This is a genomic window from Desulfomicrobium apsheronum (assembly GCF_900114115.1).
GTDB classification, from domain to species: Bacteria; Desulfobacterota; Desulfovibrionia; order Desulfovibrionales; family Desulfomicrobiaceae; genus Desulfomicrobium; species Desulfomicrobium apsheronum.
Window position 1 is genome coordinate 206,274 of sequence record NZ_FORX01000001.1, and the last position, 12,853, is coordinate 219,126.

Genomic DNA, 12,853 nt, shown 5'->3' on the forward strand with positions numbered 1-12,853 from the left:
TCACATGAACGATCAGCTTGTCCGCGTCATCTCCGATGAGGCCAATGTGCGCGCCATGGCCTGCCTGACCACCGCCACAGTGCGCGAGGCCTGTTCTCGGCACGCCACTCTCCCGACCGCTTCCGTGGCTCTGGGCCGCGCCATGACCGGGGCCGTGCTTCTGGGCGCGCTCCTCAAAGGGCGGCAGCGCGTGGCCCTTAAATTCGAGGGCAACGGTCCGCTGGGCAAGATCGTGGTCGAGGCCGATCCCATGTGCCTCGTGCATGGCTACGTGGGCAACCCGGCGGTGGATCTGCCGCTCAAGGACGGGCGCTTCGACATCCCCGGAGCCCTGGGCCGGGCGGGCCTTTTGACCGTTACCAAGGACTTGCGGCTCAAGGCCCCCTACCAGGGCGTCGTCAATCTCGTGTCGAGCGAAATCGCCGAAGACATCGCCTACTATCTGACGGATTCGGAACAGACGCCCTCGGCCATGGGCCTGACCACAATCCCCGACGATCGCGGCGGAATCGCCGTGGCCGGGGGATTTCTGATTCAGTCCCTGCCTCCGGCCAACGAGGAGGCCCTGGATGCCCTGATGCAGCGGATAAAGGCCCTTCCGCCCCTGGCCAAGATGCTTTTGGAAGGCGCGACCCCCAAAGAGGTGCTGGACAGGATTTTTGGGGATATTCCCTTTGAAATTCTCGGGCATCAGGACGTGGCCTTCCATTGCGGCTGTTCCCGCGACCGCATCGAACAGGCGCTTATCACCCTTGGTGTGGAAGAAATCAAAAGCCTCGCCGAGCAGGGCGAAGACACCGTCATCACCTGTGAATTCTGCCGGGAACCATACGCATTTACCTCGGACGACCTGCGCCGTCTGGCCGAGGAGCGGCATTAGAGGCAAAATGCCTCCGGCGGGCAGGAAGGGCGCCCCCTGCACTCCGGGGGGCCTGACTATCCTGTTGAAAAAGGCATGGATCCATGCGCAGCCGCTCGTTCTTTCCATCAAGTTCACTAGTCATCCCCGCGTAAGCGGGGATCCATGGCCTGGGGCGCAGTCGAGCTGGTCTGTACCGAAGTCATCCCCGCGCAGGCGGGAATCCATGCCTATGGGGCAATGGCCGGCAATGGACGTGAAAAAGGCCGCTCTCCTTTACGGAAAGCGGCCTTGCTGTTTCGCGCGTGTCAAAAAATCAGACCATCATGTTGATGATCACGCCGGTCATGTCCAGTTGGGTGTGCAGGGCGGCCGCGTTGGCGGCGAAGGCGTGTTCGTTTTCAATCATCTGCACCATTTCTGTGGCCAGGTCGGTGTTTGATCCTTCGACCAGCAGCTCTTCGTAGCGCAGCCCCTCGTCGGTCTCGACGTACTCCCCGCCCGGCACCAGCGGCCCGGCGGCGGTGTTTTCATAGACATCCTGAACCTGAACGCCCTGGCCGTTCGGGCCGGTCTCGAATTCGACCCGGCTGGAACGAAAGCCGTTCGTGTTCATGTTGGCCACGTTGTCGGCCGCGACCTGCTGGGAAAAACTGATGGCCTGCAAGGCCTGAACATTTTCCATCATGGCGCACCTCCAATCAAACTATCTAACGCGGGCGGGACTTCCGTCAAGGCCTGCGTGGCCTGCGTCGGTGTCTTCGTCCATCTGGTCGATGCAGGCATAGGCGCTGTGGTTGTGGATGGATTCAAAGGATTCCACCTCGACCCGAAATCCGTTTACCTTGGGATGTGCGGCCAGTCGCGCCGCCGCGCCGCGCACCACATCTTCCACGAAGGTCGGGGCGGCGAAGGCCGCTTCGGTCACGTATTTCTCGTCCTCGCGTTTCAAAAGGGCGTAAACCGGCGAGGATCCGGATTCCTGCGCGATGGCGATGAGATCCTCAAGCCAGAGCATGCCCAGGCACTGCGCCTCTATGCGGACCATGGCCCGCTGGCTGTGAGCGCCTTCGCGGGAGATCGCCTTGGAACAGGGGCACACGGTCATGACCGGCACTTCCACGCCGAGCATCAGGCTGACCTCGCCGTCGCGCAGCACCCCGCGCAGAAAGCAGGAATAATCCATGAGTGCCGGGCTGCCCGTGACCGGGGCGCGCTGTTCCATGAAGTAGGTGAAAAGAAAGCACAGGTGCGAGCTTTCGGCGTGCAGGCGATCGCGCAGATCCAGCAGCAGATTCTTACAGCTGTCCGCATCCAGGGTCGTGTCCATGTCACGCAGGGCTTCAAGGAACCTGCTCATGTGCGTGCCCTTGAATTCCGCAGGTAGATCCACGCTGAGGTCCACGCGCGCCACGGTGTGCAGGCGTCCCTTGGCCCGGTCGCGCACCGTCAGGGGAATGGACAGGTTCTTGACCCCCACGCGGTCGATGCGCAGGGCCACATCCGCCGGGCCGCTCTGTACGTCGCGCATCAGGTCAGGTCCTGGCCGGTGGTGGCCAGATTGAGTTTGCCGTGCTTCACGCCCTTGGTGGAGATGAGCCGTTCCGCGGTGGCTTTGATGTCCTGGCCCGGGCCGCGCAGGATGAGCACTTCCATGCAGTTGTGATGGTCGAGATGGATGTGCAGGGACGTTACGATGACATCCAGCGATGAATGCTGGATTTCGGTCATCTTTTGCGCGAGGTCGGAATGATGATGGTCATAGACCAGGGTCAGGGTGCCGACCATCTCCTTGTTCAGGTCTTCCCATTCCTTCTGCACCAGGGTGCCTCGGATAAGGTCGCGGATGGCCTCGGAGCGCGTCTGATAGCAGCGTTCCTCGCACAGCGCGTCAAATTTTTCCAGTAGATCGGAGTCGAGCGACACTCCAAAACGAATAGTCTGACCCATCATTCCTCCTTAAATCGCTAAAGGGCGAGAGAGTTCCCACACGTTGACCGTCATGCGAGCCTGGTCAAAGGGGACCACTTCCCGGCTCTGATTCCTGACCCGCCAGCCCCGGCGGGAAAACCTGGACCACACCGTGCTCGACACGGTCCGTTCGGGATCGCCGAACCAGACCTTGCCGCCCGGAGCCAGGCTGCACAGCAAAAGATTTTCCAAGGGTTCGAAAAACCGCTGCTCGTAAAAAATGTCGCCGCCCCAGATGCGGTCGAAGCATGCCGGCGCAAGGCCTGGTTTGTTCCAGTCCATGCGCACCCAAAGCGGCGAAGGGACGGAATTGATGCGGGCGTTTCTGGCCGCGAAGTGCAGGGCGCCTTGCTCGTAATCCATCCCGACAACCCGCGCGCCGAGGTTTGCGGCCACAAGGGCGGACAAACCAAGGCCACAGCCCAGATCCAGGCACCTGCGTCCGGCCAGTTCCTGCCGGGCCAGCCAGCCGCAAAGGGCCAGGGTGGCGGGCCAGAGTTCCACCCAGTAGGGGATGTGCTCTTCGGCCTCCGGGTCGTCCTCGTCCATGGATTGCCAGAGGGATTCAAGGTCCGCCGGGCGCTCCAGGGTCCAGGACCTGCCGGCGGCGGTCACCGTGAGCTGTCCGTGGGGCTCGGAAATTTCAGTCATCATCGCCGGGCTTCATGCCTGCCATCATCTGTCCGATGCGGTCAACGCGCTGCCGGTCGTCCGCCGGGAAGGTGTCCACGATGGCTCCTCCATACATGACCGCGACGCGATCAGCCAGCGCCAGGGCCTCGGACAGGTCCCCGGTGACGAGCAGTATTCCGGCCTCTTCGCGGGCCGCGAGCAGAGTGGCCCAGACTTCCTCGATGGCCGAGACGTCAAGGCCCTGGGTGGGCTGCTCCGCGACGATGAGACGTGGCCTGCGATGAAATTCCCGCGCCAGGACCATTTTCTGCAGATTCCCGCCCGAAAGCTGTCTGGCCTGGCAGTGCACATCGGGTGGGGAGACCTTGAATTGACGGACCAGCTCCTGGGCCACTGCCTTGGCCTTGTCGCGCTGCAGCCAGACCGAAGAACAGTAGCCCTGGCGGGTGGTCAGCAGGAAATTATCGACCAGGTCCATGCCCCGGCATACGGCCAGGCCCATGCGATCTTCGGGTATGTAGCTCAGCCCCCCCTGCCAGGCAGGTTCGGAGAAGAAGGCCTGCCAGCTCTTGCCGAGCACGTTGACCTCGCCCTTGCGGGGCTCCTTCAGGCCGCACACGACTTCGACCAGATCCTTCTGGCCATTGCCGGCCACGCCGACCACGGCCAGGATTTCGCCCTGTCTCAGGCTGAGGGAAACGTCCCTCAAGGTTTCGGTGCCGACATCCTGCATGCGCAGCACGTTCTGCCGCAGCTCCATGGGTTCGCGGTGCACTTCCAGCAGCACTTCCCGCCCGACCATGCGCCGGGCCAGGTCGGCCGGGGAATGCACGTCGCCGGCCGGAAGCTCGTCCACCACTTCGCCCCGGCGCAGGATGGCGATCTCGTCGGCCAAGGCCATGACTTCGCCCAGCTTGTGGGAGATGTAGACGATGGCCTTGCCCTGAGCCGCCATGCTGCGCAGGGCCGTGAAGAGCTGCTGCGCCTCCTGGGGCGTGAGCACCGCCGTTGGTTCGTCGAAGATGAGGATACGGCTTTTGCGTTGCAGGAGCTTCAGGATTTCAACCCGTTGCTTTTCGCCCATGGACAGGTCCGCCACGCGTGCGGCCGGGTCGATGTCCAAGCCAAAACCTTGCGCCAGCGTTCGGACCTGCTCGCGCATTTCACGGGGAGAGAGAAAGAAGCCCGGCTCCTGGCCCAGGAAGACGTTCTCGGCCACGGTCATGGCCTCCACCAGCATGAAGTGCTGATAGACCATGCCGATTCCGGCTCTGATGGCGTCCTTGGTCGATCGCAGCGCGCTTTCGTGGCCGTCGATCAGTATCCGGCCGCTGTCGGGCAGGTAATGCCCGGCCAGGATGGACATGAGCGTGCTCTTGCCCGCCCCGTTTTCGCCAAGCAGGGCTTTTATCCGGCCTGCGTGGATGTCCAGACTGATGTCGTTGTTGGCCCGGACCGCGCCGAAGACCTTGGTGATGCCGCGCAGACTGACCGCGGCCGTGGAAGCTGACACGCCTCAGCCCTGCCGCATCCCGGCGATGGGCTGCACGAACTGCGATTCCGTGTCCCACGGAAAGAGGATCCAGGTGTCCTGGCTGACCTCGGTGACGAAGGTGTCCACCAGCGGGCGTCCAGCGGGTTTGGCGTAGACGGAGGCGAAGTGGGCCTTGGGCAGCAGTTCGCGGATGAGCTTGGCCGTACGGCCGGTGTCGACCAGGTCATCGATGATGAGCCAGCCCTCGCCGTTGCCCTCGATGCCTTTCAAAAGCTTGACCTCGCCCTTCTGGTTTTTCCAGTCGTAGCTGGACACGCAGATCGTATCCACCAGACGGATGTCCAGTTCGCGGGCGATGATCGCGGCCGGCACGAGGCCCCCACGGGTCACGGCGATGATGCCGTTGAAGAAATCCTTGTCCAGGAGCCGCCAGGAGAGGGCCTTGGCGTCACGGTGCAACTGGTCCCAGGAGATGGGGTAGGTGCGCTGATATCTGTTTTCGGTCATAAAGGTTTCCTATTCAGAAGGTTCCATGTTCACGCCCAGAGCGGCCGGGGCTTGGGTGCGATCGCTGCGCCATGACGAGAAGGCCAGGGCCGCGATGGTCAATACATAGGGCAGCATGAGCAGGATGGACGAGGGCAACGCCGTGCCCATAGCCTGCAGACGGAGCTGAAAAGCCATGACTCCGCCGAAGAGGTAGGCGCCGATCATGGCCCGGCTCGGGCGCCAGAAGGCGAAGATGACCAGGGCGACGGCGATCCAGCCCCGGCCGGAAGTCAGGCCGTTGGTCCACAGGTGAGTGTAGGCAAGGCTCAGGTAGCTTCCGCCGAAACCGACCAGCATCCCGCCTCCCAGCAGTGCCGCCCAGCGATAGGCCAGAACGTTCAGGCCGGCGGCCCGTGTCGCGGCGGGACTCTCCCCGGCGGCGCGGACGGCCATGCCCCAGCGGGTGTAGCGGAAGAAGGCCCACAGCAGCGGCGGAATGATGTAGGAAAGATAGACCAGGGCGTCCTGCTGGAAGAAGATCGTGCCCAGGCCGGGCAGGTCGCCAAGAACGGGCAGGGAGAACTTGTCGAAGCCGGGGGCGGTGCGGCCGATGTAGGGCGTGCCGAAAAATCCGGCCAGTCCCGTGCCAAAAATGGTCAGGGCAAGTCCGGAGACGACCTGGTTGCCCATGAACCAGATGCAGACGACGCCGTGCAGCGCGGCCATGCAGGCTCCTGCCAATCCGCCAGCCACGAAGGCCAGCACTGGCGAGCCCGTGTGCAGGGCCGTGAGGAATCCGACCAGGGCGCCGACCAGCATCATGCCTTCCACGCCGAGGTTCAGGATGCCACCTTTCTCGGTGAGGATCTCCCCCAGGGTGGCGTACAGGATCGGGGTTCCGGCCTGAACCGTGGCCGCCAGCAGGGCGAGCAGAATTTCAGGGGTCATCCGATCCTCCGCAGGTGCAGGCGGTAACGCGAGAAGAAGCCTCCGGCCAGCACGGCCAGAAGGATGAAGCCTTCCATGATGGCGCCGAAGGCCGCCGGAATCTGCAGATCGAGTTGCAGGCTTTCCATGCCCACGCGCAGGCCAGCCAGAAGAAAGGAGGACACGGCGATGATCAGGGGATTGAGGTTGGCGAGCCAGGCCACGACAATGGCCGTGTAGCCGTAGCCGGACATGATGCTCGGCTGCAGGCGTCCGAGGGTGGCCGAGGCTTCCAGAAAACCGGCCCAACCGGCCAAGGCTCCGCTCACTCCCATGACCAGGATCACCAGCAGGGAGTAGGGCATGCGAGCATAGCGGGCCGCGCGGACATTTTCGCCGCAGGCCCGAAGCTCGTATCCCAGGCGGGTCGAGCGCAGGAAAACCGTCATCAGCACTCCGATGGCCAGGCAGAGCAGCAGGCCCCAGTTCAGGCGGGTGTCGCCGATGCGCGCGACCACGGCGGCGGGCACGAATTCGCTGGTCATGGGAAAGCCGAAGCTGCCCGGATCCTTCCATGCGCCATAGACGAGATATTCGAGAATCAGGATGCCGACGTAATTGAGCATCAAGGTGACGATAATCTCGTTGGTCTTAAGCTTGAGGCGCAGCACGGCGGGAATGATCCCCCACAGGCTGCCGGTCAGCGAGGCGCAGATCAGCATGGTCGGCAGCAGGGCGTACCAGGGCCAGCCGGGAAAGGTCAGGGCGGCCCAAGTTGCGCCCACGGCCCCCAGGGCGAACTGGCCCTCCGCGCCGATGTTCCAGATCTGCAGGCGAAAAGTCAGGCCCACGCCAAGTGAACACAGAAAAATGGGAATGGCCTTGATCAGGCAGTCCTCAAGGGCATAGCCGGAGCCGAAGGCGCTGTGCACAAGCAGCCACAGGGCGCTTGCGGGCGGCTTGCCCTGCATGGCCAGGAGCAGTCCGCTGACGACAAAAGCCAGGCCAAGGGCTGCCAGAAAAACAAGACAGGAGCCCCAGCCAAGGGGCTCCTGTCGTCGTACGGCGCTGAGTTGAAGCATCGAGGGACCTTATTCCAGGGTGCCGACAACGCCCTGCACGAACCAGTTGAATCCAAGCAGGTCGCCATCGGCCATGACCGTACCGGCGGCGACTTTCTCGACGCCGGCCTGATCCTTGATGGGGCCGCTGAAGACCTGATAGGCGCCGGAGGCGATCTCCGCCTTCTTGTCGAGAACGGTCTTCTGCACATCGGCCGGGACCATTTCGCCGAAGGGCGCGATGTCGACGATGCCCTTGTCCAGTCCGTGCCAGTAGAAGTCGCTTTTCCAGGTGCCGTCCTTGATCTGCTGGACCATTTCCGTGTAGAACGGGCCCCAGTTCCAAGTGGCTGCGGTCAGGTGTGACTTGGGCGCAAAGGCGGACATGTCGGTGTTGTAGCCCACGGAGTAGACGCCGCGTTCCTGGGCCGCTTCCTGCGGGCCGGGGGAATCCTGATGCTGGGCGATGACGTCGCAGCCGACGTCGAGCAAGGACTTGCCAGCCTCTTTTTCCGTCGCCGGGTCGTACCAGGTCTTGGTCCAGACCACGCGGACCTGCACGTCGGGATTGACGGCCTGGGCGCCGAGGGTGAAGGCGTTGATGCCGCGGATGACCTCGGGGATGGGGAAGGCCGCCACGTAGCCCAGAACGTTGGACTTGGTCATGGCGCCCGCGACCATGCCGGTCAGATAGCGGGCCTGATAGATGCGCCCGAAATAGTTGGCCATGTTTTCAGCGTTCTTGTAGCCGGAACAGTGCAGGAACTTGACCTTGGGAAAATCCTTGGCCACTTTGAGCATGGGGTCCATGTAGCCGTAGCTGGTGGCGAAGATGACGTCATACCCCTTGCGGGCCATGTTCATGATGACACGTTCGGAATCCTGGCCTTCGGCGACGGATTCGACAAACGACGTGGTCACTCCGTCCATGGCTTCGACAGCCAGGCGGCCCTGATCATGGGCATAGGAATATCCGGCGTCGCCCACCGGGGACACATAGACAAATCCAACTTTCATGTCTTCGGCGAAGCAGGTTGATCCCAGGGCCAAAAAGGCCAGCAGGAACAAGGGCAAACATTTTCGCATCATCCGTCCTCCGTAATGTGTTGCTGCAAGGGGTGGCCCCGGGGCACGACGCCCATTCGTGGGGAGAGTTCCAAGCACATGGCACATAGCCAATACCCTCTAAGCTGGCAACAGGCAGGTAGCCATGCTTTCATCCATGTAAACCGGACAAATGTCAGACAGTTGTTGACAAGAACGCGAAAAGTCCGGAAAAAAACAGACAATAATTGATGGCGTACTGGGGTCCGGTTTTTGTCCTTTTTGTATTAACATGTTGAAATAAAGATATATTGATGCCTCCGGCACGGTTCTGTCATACTGTCTTACATTCGCCCCGCAGGATAGCTTCAGAGAAGGGAGTAAACATGTCCAAAGACACGATGATAAGTTTCAGGACCACGGAAGATTTCAGCAAATCGCTGAAAAAATTTGCCAAGAAGAACAAGGTCACGCTTTCGGGGTTTATCGACGCCGTCCTGCAGGATTTTCTTCAGTCCCAGGCGGGGCAGGATATCCTGCTGGAGGATCGGCGCAGATTTCCGCGGCAGCACAAGGCCATTCCAGCCATCATCAGCGGTCAGGTCGGCTCGCAAAAATATTTCCATGCCAGCAAGATAACCAACCTGTCCCTGGGCGGGATCAATCTTGTCGTGCCCAAGAACGGTGATGGCTGCAATCTGGCCGATCAGGAGCTGGACTCTTTTGATGTCGTTTTCGCCTTGCCGCGGGAAGATCGGCCTATCACCATCCAGTGTCAGGGCAAGAGGGTTTTCCAGACTTCGGACTGCTACCAGGTTGGCGCCAGTTTCGACGACACCGATCTGGACAGTTATCAGGCCTTGCAGAGCTACCTCTACTGAGTTTTTTGGCCAGGGTTGAGGTTTTGCGCCCCGGGACACGCAGGTGTTCCGGGGCGTTTTGCGTCTGGGTGGACGGTATGGGCGGCGTGATTACACTTCCAGCCATCTGCGCAGGTGTTCCGTTTCCTCTTTCCAGCGCGGACTGAAGCGCAGGTCGAGGAAGCGTGCGTAGACCAGATCCAGGTAATCCATGCATTTTTCCAGCAGATAGATCTTTTCGAGGATGCACCCGTCGGGGTCTTCGCCTTCCTCCAGCTTCATTTCCACCTTGGGGGTTTTGAGGCCCTGCAGGGTGAAGTTGGCCGCGTCCAGAAGCACCTGCCAGCTGACCTCGTCCCGCTCGACTCGGACCTTGGCCTTGTTGACCTTCTTGCCATTGCGAAGCCCCATGCGTGCCTCGCGCAGTTCGGCCATGGGCCCGCTGCACACGGCCGTTTCCCTGGCCTCTCCCTCGCCTCCCTGGACCGAGACCTTCTGCTCCACCGTGACCGAGAAGGCCTCGCCTTCCCTGGTCCGAAAAAGTCCGTTGCTGGTTTCGCTGGCAAACCACAGCCAAGTCAGAAATTCCTGTCCCAGAAGGAGGCTCACTGTTTCCGCGCGTTCAAGATCCATCATGCACCTCCCTGGGCGAAAACGGTCGGTTCAAAATCGTCGAGTTCGGCCTGACGTTCGGCCCCAAGGGTGCTTAGAGCCAGAAAATAAGGAGTCAGAGGCTCCAGATTGAGGCCGAAAGTGTGCGTGAAAAGCTCCTCGAAGAGTTCCGTCAGCCTGGACTGGGTGGAGGCGATGTAGACCAGCTGTCTGGTCGTGTCCCAGACCACGTCGAAGCAGGCCGGGATGGGCAGGGTCCGGGCGCGCAGGCGTAGTTCGACCTGCTCGCGGATCTCGGTTTTCTGTTCTTTGGTCAGAAATTTCTTGCCCTGATCGCGCATGGATCGCATGGCCTCGTTCACGGCCACGGCGAAATGTTTTTTCATGACCGCAGGCGGCACGCGGCGCGTGTCCAGGCGCAGGGTGAAGGTCAGGTATGGGCCTTTTTCTGGCGGGCACAAGGCAAATTCCGGATCGAGCATGTTGTCGAAGGAGACCCAGCCGAAACTGCGCTCCTCGGCACTGGCGTCGATGTCGCGGAAGGCGTTGCGTTTGAGCCGCTCGTCCACTTCGTGCCAGAAGCTCGAAGGGATATCATCCTCCACAATGCGGTAGCGCGTGATTCCCACGCTTGCTGACATGAATCCCAAGGCGTCCTCCCCGCCGTCTTCGTCTTTGTGCTTTGACGGCATCTTGGTTTTGTTTAAAGGTCTATATTCATCACTCGAATTTCACGGAGTTCCCATGTCCAAAGCACTCTGCATACACGGTCATTTTTATCAGCCGCCCCGCTTCGATCCCTGGCTCGAAGACGTGCTGCCGGAAGGCAGCGCCGCCCCGGAACATGACTGGAACGCGCGCATCACCAGGGAATGCTACGCTCCCCTGGCCTGGGCGCGGCGACTCGACGGGACGGGCATGATCAGCGAGCTTGTCAATTGCTATGCATGGATGAGCTTCAATTTCGGCCCCACCCTGCTGCGCTGGATGGAGCTTCATGTTCCCGAGACCTACACGCGCATTCTGGAGGGGGACAGGCAGAGCCTTGAGCGTCTGGGGCATGGTAATGCCCTGGCTCAAGTGTACCATCACTCCATCATGCCCTTGGCGACGGAATTGGACAAGGACCTGGAAATCGCCTGGGCCGTCCAGGATTTCCGGACTCGCTTCGGCCGGGAGCCCGAGGGCATGTGGCTGGCCGAGACCGCCGTGGATCTTCCGACGCTTGAAGCCCTGGCCAAGGCCGGCATCCGCTTTACCATCCTGGCTCCCCGTCAGGCTCGGGCCGTTCTCGGGACAGACGGGGCATTTCATCCTGTGACCGAAGACAGCCTCGACACCACGCGGCCCTATCTGGTCAGGCTCCCACAAGGCAAGTCAATAAGCGTGTTTTTTTATGACGGGGCCGTCTCCAGGGCCGTGGCCTTCGAACGCCTGCTCGGCAGCGGAGAAAATTTCTGGACCAGGTTGTCCGGTTCCTTTTCCGAGGGTCTCGGCAACATCGCTACGGACGGAGAGTCCTACGGGCATCATTTCAAGTTCGGCGAGATGGCGCTGGCCTACGTCATTCAGCAGTCCAGAGAGGGGCGCGACGAAGTCGGACTGACCAACTACGGCGCCTACCTTGCGGCGCATCCGGCCACGGACGAGGCGCAGATCCATGAAAACAGCTCCTGGAGTTGCGTGCACGGAGTGGAACGCTGGAAAACGCACTGCGGGTGCTCTGACGGCGGCCACCCGGACTGGGTGCAGGATTGGCGCAGACCGTTGCGGCGTTGTCTCAACTATTTGAAATACTATGCCGACGAGCATTTTTTCAAACGGGGCGGCGCTTTTTTCCGCGACAGCGGCGTGGCCCTGCGGGAGTACGGGCTGGTTCTGGCCGGGAGCGAAAGCTTGGAGGCGTTTCTTGAGAGGCAATGTCTGCCCGGCCTTGAGCAGGCGCAGCGCACCGACGCCTGCCGGTTGCTGCTCATGCAGAGGCTGGCCCTGGCCGCCTTTTCCAGCTGCGCCTGGTTTTTCGATGACATTGCCCGGATCGAACCGCTCAATGGCCTGACCTCCGCCAGACGCGCCCTGGATCTGCTCGCGGCCACAGGGGGGCCGGATGTGGAGGCCGGGTTTGTGCGCGTGCTGGCCGAAGCCCAGTCGAACATGCGCGACGACTGGGACGGGGCGTTCCTGTGGGAGAAATTTGTCACGCCCAGGCGGCCGTCATCAAAGGAGCTTGCCGCCTATCCGCGCCGTTTTCCGGCGGCAGGCGACCGGCCCGAGGTGGCCTGGCCGGGCGTTCGGCTTGAGCTTGAACCCGAGGGACAGGGATATAGGCTGCGCTGCTTCTGGACCCGGACCCTGGAGGAGGAAACGGCCGTGCTGTCAGGGCCGGAAGAATTTTCGGCGCATTCCCGGCACAAGGCCGAGGTGGGCTTTCGTCTGGCCAGGGAGCATGAACGGGAACTGTTGCGGCAATCCTGCCTGCTTGCCCGTGAAATGGCGCCACTGTTGTCCGGTTTCGCCGAAGGGCAAAGCGTGTCCCAGGAGCTTTTGGCCATGCAGATTCCAGGGCTGGTCTGGAACTGGCTTTTCGAAGGCGGGGAGTTGCCGCAAGACATGCAGGATTCTCTTGCGGCCTGGTTCGGGGCCAACGCAGGCATTCGCAAACTGCTGCAACGCCTGATTGAGGAGCGTGGCACCGAGATGGCCCTGTCCCTGCCCGATCAGGCCCACGCACTGGTGGATTTGATCACCCGCTCACGCCATGTGGGGCTGTCCATTTATTGGTGGGAGGTCCAGAACACGGTCATGGCCGTGCCGCACAGGGGCGTGCACGTGGAGCTTTGCATGCTGCTGGGGCTGTCGGTTCCTGAGGTCTAGAAACGTAGGGGCAAAAAATTTTAGGCGA

General features: G+C 61.7%; 14 protein-coding genes. 3 read left to right on the forward strand and 11 right to left on the reverse strand.

Annotated elements, in window-relative coordinates:
* The first annotated feature begins 4 nt into the window (after nucleotides 1-4).
* Complete coding sequence (hslO, locus tag BMZ40_RS00885) at nucleotides 5-880, forward strand: Hsp33 family molecular chaperone HslO (RefSeq protein ID WP_092372263.1); 876 nt, start codon at nucleotides 5-7, stop codon at nucleotides 878-880.
* Nucleotides 881-1,175: 295 nt separating this feature from the next.
* Here hslO and BMZ40_RS00890 read toward each other — a convergent pair whose 3' ends face one another.
* The 9 genes from BMZ40_RS00890 to BMZ40_RS00930 are packed head-to-tail and all read right to left on the reverse strand — an operon-like array spanning nucleotide 1,176 to nucleotide 8,521.
* Nucleotides 1,176-1,547, reverse strand: a complete 372-nt coding sequence (locus tag BMZ40_RS00890) for a flagellar basal body rod C-terminal domain-containing protein (RefSeq protein WP_092372264.1) — start codon at nucleotides 1,545-1,547, stop codon at nucleotides 1,176-1,178.
* A gap of 18 nt (nucleotides 1,548-1,565) precedes the next feature.
* Nucleotides 1,566-2,390, reverse strand: coding sequence for a GTP cyclohydrolase FolE2 (folE2, locus tag BMZ40_RS00895; protein ID WP_092372265.1), 825 nt, complete (start codon nucleotides 2,388-2,390; stop codon nucleotides 1,566-1,568).
* Nucleotides 2,390-2,809 carry a nickel-responsive transcriptional regulator NikR gene (gene nikR, locus BMZ40_RS00900; protein ID WP_015775395.1) on the reverse strand — a complete coding sequence of 140 codons (420 nt, stop codon included), beginning with the start codon at nucleotides 2,807-2,809 and terminating at the stop codon, nucleotides 2,390-2,392. Before nikR ends, folE2 begins: the two co-directional genes overlap by 1 nt.
* A gap of 9 nt (nucleotides 2,810-2,818) precedes the next feature.
* Nucleotides 2,819-3,481 carry a class I SAM-dependent methyltransferase gene (locus BMZ40_RS00905; protein ID WP_092372475.1) on the reverse strand — a complete coding sequence of 221 codons (663 nt, stop codon included), beginning with the start codon at nucleotides 3,479-3,481 and terminating at the stop codon, nucleotides 2,819-2,821.
* A complete protein-coding gene (locus BMZ40_RS00910) occupies nucleotides 3,474-4,976 on the reverse strand; it encodes an ABC transporter ATP-binding protein (protein ID WP_092372266.1) in 1,503 nt (500 codons plus the stop codon). The genes BMZ40_RS00905 and BMZ40_RS00910 overlap by 8 nt, the downstream gene beginning before the upstream one ends.
* Before the next feature lie 3 nt (nucleotides 4,977-4,979).
* A complete protein-coding gene (gpt, locus tag BMZ40_RS00915; protein ID WP_015775398.1) occupies nucleotides 4,980-5,465 on the reverse strand; it encodes a xanthine phosphoribosyltransferase in 486 nt (161 codons plus the stop codon).
* A gap of 9 nt (nucleotides 5,466-5,474) precedes the next feature.
* Entirely contained in the window at nucleotides 5,475-6,395 is a 921-nt protein-coding gene (locus BMZ40_RS00920; RefSeq protein WP_092372267.1) for an ABC transporter permease, read from the reverse strand.
* Nucleotides 6,392-7,456, reverse strand: coding sequence for an ABC transporter permease (locus BMZ40_RS00925; protein ID WP_092372268.1), 1,065 nt, complete (start codon nucleotides 7,454-7,456; stop codon nucleotides 6,392-6,394). Before BMZ40_RS00925 ends, BMZ40_RS00920 begins: the two co-directional genes overlap by 4 nt.
* A 9-nt stretch (nucleotides 7,457-7,465) precedes the next feature.
* Nucleotides 7,466-8,521, reverse strand: coding sequence for a BMP family ABC transporter substrate-binding protein (locus BMZ40_RS00930; RefSeq protein ID WP_092372476.1), 1,056 nt, complete (start codon nucleotides 8,519-8,521; stop codon nucleotides 7,466-7,468).
* Nucleotides 8,522-8,865: 344 nt separating this feature from the next.
* Between BMZ40_RS00930 and BMZ40_RS00935 the strand changes: the two genes are divergently transcribed.
* On the forward strand, nucleotides 8,866-9,360 hold the full coding sequence (locus BMZ40_RS00935) for a PilZ domain-containing protein (protein WP_177192944.1): 495 nt from the start codon (nucleotides 8,866-8,868) through the stop codon (nucleotides 9,358-9,360).
* A 90-nt stretch (nucleotides 9,361-9,450) separates the two neighbouring features.
* On the opposite strand, the gene BMZ40_RS00940 is transcribed toward BMZ40_RS00935, so the two are convergent.
* Nucleotides 9,451-9,972: a hypothetical protein gene (locus tag BMZ40_RS00940; RefSeq protein ID WP_092372270.1), complete on the reverse strand. Its 522-nt coding sequence runs from the start codon at nucleotides 9,970-9,972 to the stop codon at nucleotides 9,451-9,453.
* The gene (gene rdgC / locus BMZ40_RS00945; protein WP_092372477.1) at nucleotides 9,972-10,601 is read right to left on the reverse strand and encodes a recombination-associated protein RdgC; all 630 of its coding nucleotides are present in this window, start codon (nucleotides 10,599-10,601) and stop codon (nucleotides 9,972-9,974) included. The genes BMZ40_RS00940 and rdgC overlap by 1 nt, the downstream gene beginning before the upstream one ends.
* Before the next feature lie 94 nt (nucleotides 10,602-10,695).
* Between rdgC and BMZ40_RS00950 the strand changes: the two genes are divergently transcribed.
* Nucleotides 10,696-12,825, forward strand: coding sequence for a DUF3536 domain-containing protein (locus tag BMZ40_RS00950; protein ID WP_092372271.1), 2,130 nt, complete (start codon nucleotides 10,696-10,698; stop codon nucleotides 12,823-12,825).
* The last annotated feature ends 28 nt before the right edge of the window (nucleotides 12,826-12,853 follow it).

Bases quoted from the DNA above. Each gene is read 5' to 3' on its own strand.
- hslO (WP_092372263.1), top strand. From the start codon at position 5: ATGAACGATCAGCTTGTCCGCGTCATCTCCGATGAGGCCAATGTGCGC.
- BMZ40_RS00890 (WP_092372264.1), bottom strand. From the start codon at position 1,547: ATGATGGAAAATGTTCAGGCCTTGCAGGCCATCAGTTTTTCCCAGCAG.
- folE2 (WP_092372265.1), bottom strand. From the start codon at position 2,390: ATGCGCGACGTACAGAGCGGCCCGGCGGATGTGGCCCTGCGCATCGAC.
- nikR (WP_015775395.1), bottom strand. From the start codon at position 2,809: ATGGGTCAGACTATTCGTTTTGGAGTGTCGCTCGACTCCGATCTACTG.
- BMZ40_RS00905 (WP_092372475.1), bottom strand. From the start codon at position 3,481: ATGACTGAAATTTCCGAGCCCCACGGACAGCTCACGGTGACCGCCGCC.
- gpt (WP_015775398.1), bottom strand. From the start codon at position 5,465: ATGACCGAAAACAGATATCAGCGCACCTACCCCATCTCCTGGGACCAG.
- BMZ40_RS00920 (WP_092372267.1), bottom strand. From the start codon at position 6,395: ATGACCCCTGAAATTCTGCTCGCCCTGCTGGCGGCCACGGTTCAGGCC.
- BMZ40_RS00925 (WP_092372268.1), bottom strand. From the start codon at position 7,456: ATGCTTCAACTCAGCGCCGTACGACGACAGGAGCCCCTTGGCTGGGGC.
- BMZ40_RS00930 (WP_092372476.1), bottom strand. From the start codon at position 8,521: ATGCGAAAATGTTTGCCCTTGTTCCTGCTGGCCTTTTTGGCCCTGGGA.
- BMZ40_RS00935 (WP_177192944.1), top strand. From the start codon at position 8,866: ATGTCCAAAGACACGATGATAAGTTTCAGGACCACGGAAGATTTCAGC.
- BMZ40_RS00940 (WP_092372270.1), bottom strand. From the start codon at position 9,972: ATGGATCTTGAACGCGCGGAAACAGTGAGCCTCCTTCTGGGACAGGAA.
- BMZ40_RS00950 (WP_092372271.1), top strand. From the start codon at position 10,696: ATGTCCAAAGCACTCTGCATACACGGTCATTTTTATCAGCCGCCCCGC.